4 protein-coding genes are annotated in these 4,696 nt (G+C 73.9%); 3 read left to right on the forward strand and 1 reads right to left on the reverse strand.

What is annotated here, in order from left to right:
• A partial coding sequence (locus ACXAHD_RS31450; RefSeq protein ID WP_475055066.1) for an adenosylcobinamide-GDP ribazoletransferase occupies nucleotides 1-292 on the forward strand: 292 nt, incomplete at its 5' end.
• Nucleotides 293-442: 150 nt separating this feature from the next.
• On the forward strand, nucleotides 443-1,747 hold the full coding sequence (locus tag ACXAHD_RS31455) for a DUF2314 domain-containing protein (protein ID WP_281550768.1): 1,305 nt from the start codon (nucleotides 443-445) through the stop codon (nucleotides 1,745-1,747).
• A 48-nt stretch (nucleotides 1,748-1,795) separates the two neighbouring features.
• Here the strand turns inward: ACXAHD_RS31455 and gcvT are convergent, their stop codons facing one another.
• The gene (gene gcvT, locus ACXAHD_RS31460) at nucleotides 1,796-2,923 is read right to left on the reverse strand and encodes a glycine cleavage system aminomethyltransferase GcvT (protein WP_281550769.1); all 1,128 of its coding nucleotides are present in this window, start codon (nucleotides 2,921-2,923) and stop codon (nucleotides 1,796-1,798) included.
• 134 nt (nucleotides 2,924-3,057) lie between these two features.
• Between gcvT and ACXAHD_RS31465 the strand changes: the two genes are divergently transcribed.
• Nucleotides 3,058-4,650, forward strand: coding sequence for a leucyl aminopeptidase (locus ACXAHD_RS31465; protein WP_281550770.1), 1,593 nt, complete (start codon nucleotides 3,058-3,060; stop codon nucleotides 4,648-4,650).
• Nucleotides 4,651-4,696 lie beyond the last annotated feature (46 nt).

The raw sequence follows: 4,696 nt of genomic DNA on the forward strand, positions 1-4,696 counted from the left end.
CCGCCAGGCCGTGCCGGCCGCCCGACCGGACGGGCTCGGCGCGCTGGTGGCCGGCACCCAGCGGTGGCCGCTGCTGGCGGCCGGCACGGTCCTGGTCGCCGCCGTGGCGGTCGCCGCCGTACCCGGCCGACCCTGGCAGGGGCCGCTGGTGGTGCTGGGCGCCGTGCTGCTGTGGCAGACCTGGCTGCGCCATCTGGTACGCCGGTTCGGCGGGATCACCGGCGATGTGCTGGGTGCCGGGGTCGAATTCACCACCACCGCCGTCTACCTGGGCCTGGTAACCGTGCGGTGACCCGGTGTCAGGTGACCGGCGGTGCCGGCCGCACCCCGACCGGCCGTCGGCAACGGGCCACGGCGATCGGCAACCTCGGCCGCCACGGGTCCGGTGCCGGGTAGCGTTCACCTCGCCAGCGACGCACGACCCGGGGAGCAGGGAGCACCTATGGCCGCCAGTTCGGACGACCTGCTGCTGCCAGTGCCGGTCCCGGAGTCGCTGGCCGCCACGTACCTGGTCCCGGTGGTACCGCCGGACGCGGCTGTACCGGAGGCGCTGGACGCGGTGGACTGGCTCGGTGACCGGCTGCCCCGACCGGTGCGCGACCTGACCCGACAGATGCTCGGCAGTCCGCTGATGACCGTGCAGACCCGCCCGGTCGACCGGCTGCCGGAGCTGCCGCCGGATCTGCTGGCCGCGTTCGGGGCAACCGGCGGTCAGCTGGCCCGACTCCGCACCGCACAGCGTTGTGTCGTGGTCCAGGCCAACTACCGGCCGGGTTGGCCGCCGGCGCATGAGTGGGCCGCGCGGGCGGTCGGCGCGGCGCTGGCCGACGCCCTCGACGTCGACCTGATCGACCTGTTCGGGCTGCAGTTCCTCGACCCGGCGGGTGCGTTGCGGTCGCTGCCCGACGCCGACGGCCGGATCCGCCTGGTCGACTGGATCCTGGTGCCCTACTCCCCCGACGACGACGGGCTCTGGTTCACCACGAAAGGGCTGCGTCGGTTCGGGCTGCTGGAGCTGCAGGCGCAGCAGGTGCCGCCGAGGTTCGTCCGGGCCTGGGGGGCGATCATGACCGGGACCGCCCGCCGGCTGCTGCGGATCTGGACCGAGGCCCTGGCTGAACCGGAGCCGCCGGCCTTCGTCCAGTTGCCGGTGAATTTGCCGGTGTCCGGCCACGACATCGCCGTCGCGTACGGCAACCAGGACCGGCACGATTCGGCGGGTTCGGCGCTGCTGCGGATCGTGCTGGACCCGTCGACCGATCCGGAGGCCGACTCCTTCCTCACCCTCCGCCCGCCGCCGCAGGTCGCCGACAGCGACGCCGGGGACTATTTCACCCAGGTCTGCGGCGAGCTCTTCGGCGCCGGGCAGCCGGAGATCCACTACGCCCGGCGCAGCGACGCGATGGCACAGGCGATCACCACCGCCCGCCGGTCGCTGGGCGAGGTCCGGGCCCGGTACCTCGCCCGCGCGCTCGGCGGTCAACTGCTGGTCAAGTACGGTCTCACCGCGCCGGACGGCCACGAGTACGTATGGGCCAACGTCACCGGCTGGCCGCATCCCGGCCGGATCCACGCGGCCAGCACGGTCGACGCGGTCTGCGACCCGACCGTACGGGTCGGCAGCCCGGTCGAGGTGGACGCCGCGGACGTGGTCGACTGGGCGCTGATCAGCGGCGACCGAATGGTGGAGGGTGGTTGGACCGAGTCGGTACTCGATCAGGGCGACCGGGGCCCGACCGGGCGGTGAGCGGTCCGGTCGGGCGCTGAGCCGGGACGCCGTCAGCGCAGCGGGCAGTCAACGCACCGACGACGGTACGAACGGCGGGGTCACCACCCGCATCGGCGCGTGTCGGCCGCGCACGTCAACCTGCACCTCGACACCGTCGGTCGGCACCGCAGCGGTGTCCAGCAGAGCCAGGCCGACACCTGCCCTGCGGGTCGGCGAGAAGGTACCGCTGGTCACCGCACCGACCTGCGCTCCGTCGAGCAGCACGGCCATGCCGGGTCGCGGGATGGCCCGCTGCACGGCCTGCAGACCGCGCAGCAGCCGGGCCGGCCCGGCTGCTTTTTCCGCCAGCAGTGTGGTCCGACCCCAGAAGTCCGGTTTGCGCCAGCCGACCGCCCAGCCGAGCCGGGCCTGCACCGGGGTGACCGCCACCGTCAGGTCCTGGCCGTGCAGCGCGTACCCCATCTCGGTGCGCAGCGTGTCCCGAGCGCCCAGCCCACAGGCCCGCGCGGCGATCGGTGTCTCGGCGGCCAGCAGCAGGTCCCACACCCGGCCCGCCGCCTCGGCCGGCACCACCAGTTCGTAGCCGTGCTCGCCGGTGTACCCGGTGCGGCAGACGACCAGTTCGGTGCCGGCCAGCCGACCGGCGACGAAGCTCATGTACGGATGCCCGGTGGGCAGCCCCAGATCGGCGAGGAGTCCGGCCGAGGCCGGTCCCTGCACCGCCAGTACGGCGTACCCGGTGTGCTCGTCGGTAACCGTGACCCCGCCGGGCGCCGCCGCCCGCAGCCGGCCGACCACCTCGCCGGTGTTCGCCGCGTTGGGTACCAGGAACACGTGGTCGTCGGCGTACCGGTAGGCGATGATGTCGTCGACGACGCCGCCGGTGGCGTCGTCACAGCAGAGCGTGTACTGGGCCGAACCGGCGGCGATCCGGTCCAGGTCGTTGCTGAGGCAGGTGTTGACGAACGCCGCCGCGCCGGGTCCGGTGACCCGGGCCTTGCCGAGGTGCGACACGTCGAACACGCCGACGGCGTCACGCACCGCCTCGTGCTCGCGCAGCACGCCGCCGCCGGCGTACTCCAGCGGCATCTGCCAGCCGCCGAAGGCCGCGAACTTCGCGCCGAGCGCGACGTGCCGGTCGTGCAGCGGGGATCTGCGCGGCGCGCCGTCCCCGGTCATGGTCACCTCGGTCATGGGAGGCAACTTACCGGCGGACCCGCAGGTGGCTAGCATCGGCGGGGCACCACCCCGTCCGGCGGAGCAAGTTGCGCCGGAGACCAACCCGCCGGTCGCCACAAGCCGACCGGCCCAGCTGCCGGAGACGCCGAGTGACATCAACCACCACAACCCTGGACCTGGTCGACACCGACCCCGCTGAGCTGGCCGTCGACGCGCTGGTGATCGGCGTACACAGTCAGGACCAGCCGGACGCAGACCAGGCGGCGGCGGACGGCACGCCGGGCACGACGCCCGCCCTGTTGCTGGCGACCGGGGCGGAGAGCATCGCGGTCGCGTTCGAGGGTCGACTGACCGAGGCCCTCAGTCTGCTCGGCGCCACCGGCGCCGCCGGCGAAGTGATCAAGCTGGCCACGCTCGGTACGGTCGGGCCGCCGCTGCTGGTCGCGGTCGGGCTGGGTCCGGAGCCGACCGGCGCGGCGCCCGCCCCGGAGACGCTGCGCCGAGCGACCGGCGCGGCGGTACGGGCACTCGCCGGCACCTCGCGGGTCGCCGTGGCGTTGCCGGTCCCGGATGACGCGGACGGGCCGGCGGCACTGCGCGCGGTCGCCGAGGGCGCGCTGCTCGGTAGCTACCGGTTCGCCGGTTACAAGACCCGGCCGCAGCCGGGCCGACGAGCACCGGTCGCCTCGATCGCCCTGCACGTCACCGACGCCGCCGACCCCGCGGTGCAGGCCGAGGTGGCCCGGGCGGAGGCGGTCGCCGCGGCGGTGATCGCCTGCCGAGACTGGGTGAACACCCCGCCGAACGAGCTGCGGCCACCGGCGTTCGCCGATTCGGTACGGGACACGGCGGTCGCTGCCGGGCTGACCGTGCAGGTGCTGGACGAGCAGGCGCTGATCGACGGGGGCTACGGCGGGATCCTCGCCGTGGGCGGCGGCTCGGCCGCACCGCCCCGGCTGGTGATCGTCTCCTATACCCCGCCGGAGGCGGCCCCGGACGCCCCACGGGTCGCGCTGGTCGGCAAGGGCATCACCTTCGACACCGGCGGCGTGTCGATCAAGCCGGCGCAGGGCATGTGGGAGATGAAGTCGGACATGGCCGGTGCGGCCGCCGTCGGGGCGGCGATGCTGGCGATCGCCGCGCTACGGCCGTCGGTGCCGGTCACCGCGTACCTGCCGATGGCGGAGAACATGCCGTCGGGTACCGCGTACCGGCCCGGCGATGTGGTGACCATGTTCGACGGCAAGCGGGTGGAGGTGCTCAACACCGACGCCGAGGGCCGGATGGTGCTCGCCGACGCGATGGCCCGGGCCTGCGCGGACGGCTGCGACTACCTGCTGGAGACCTCGACGCTGACCGGCGGGCAGGTGGTCGCGCTGGGCAAGCGGATGGCCGGGGTGATGGGCAGCGACGAGCTGTGTGCCCGGGTACGGGCCGGCGGGGACGCGGTGGGTGAGCCGGCCTGGCCGATGCCGCTGCCCGACGACGTCCGCAAGGGCATGGAGTCGGAGGTGGCGGACATCTGCCAGGTGAACTCGGCGATGGACCGGGCCGGCCACATGCTGCAGGGCGGGGTGTTCCTCCGCGAGTTCGTCAGCGAGGGGGTCGCCTGGGCGCACCTCGACGTCGCCGGCCCGGCCTACCACGCCGGCGAGCCGTTCGGCTACTGGAGCAAGGGTGGCACCGGCGTACCGGTGCGCACGCTGGTGCACCTGGTGCAGGACATCGCGGCCAACGGCTGACCCGTAACGTCCCCGCGTGGGGGGGGGGGGGGGGGGAAAAGAAAAA

Source organism: Micromonospora sp. ABR4_055 (assembly GCF_056160425.1).

Excerpts from the sequence above, each read along its gene's own strand:
- ACXAHD_RS31455 (WP_281550768.1), top strand. The coding sequence starts at position 443 with ATGGCCGCCAGTTCGGACGACCTGCTGCTGCCAGTGCCGGTCCCGGAG.
- gcvT (WP_281550769.1), bottom strand. The coding sequence starts at position 2,923 with ATGACCGAGGTGACCATGACCGGGGACGGCGCGCCGCGCAGATCCCCG.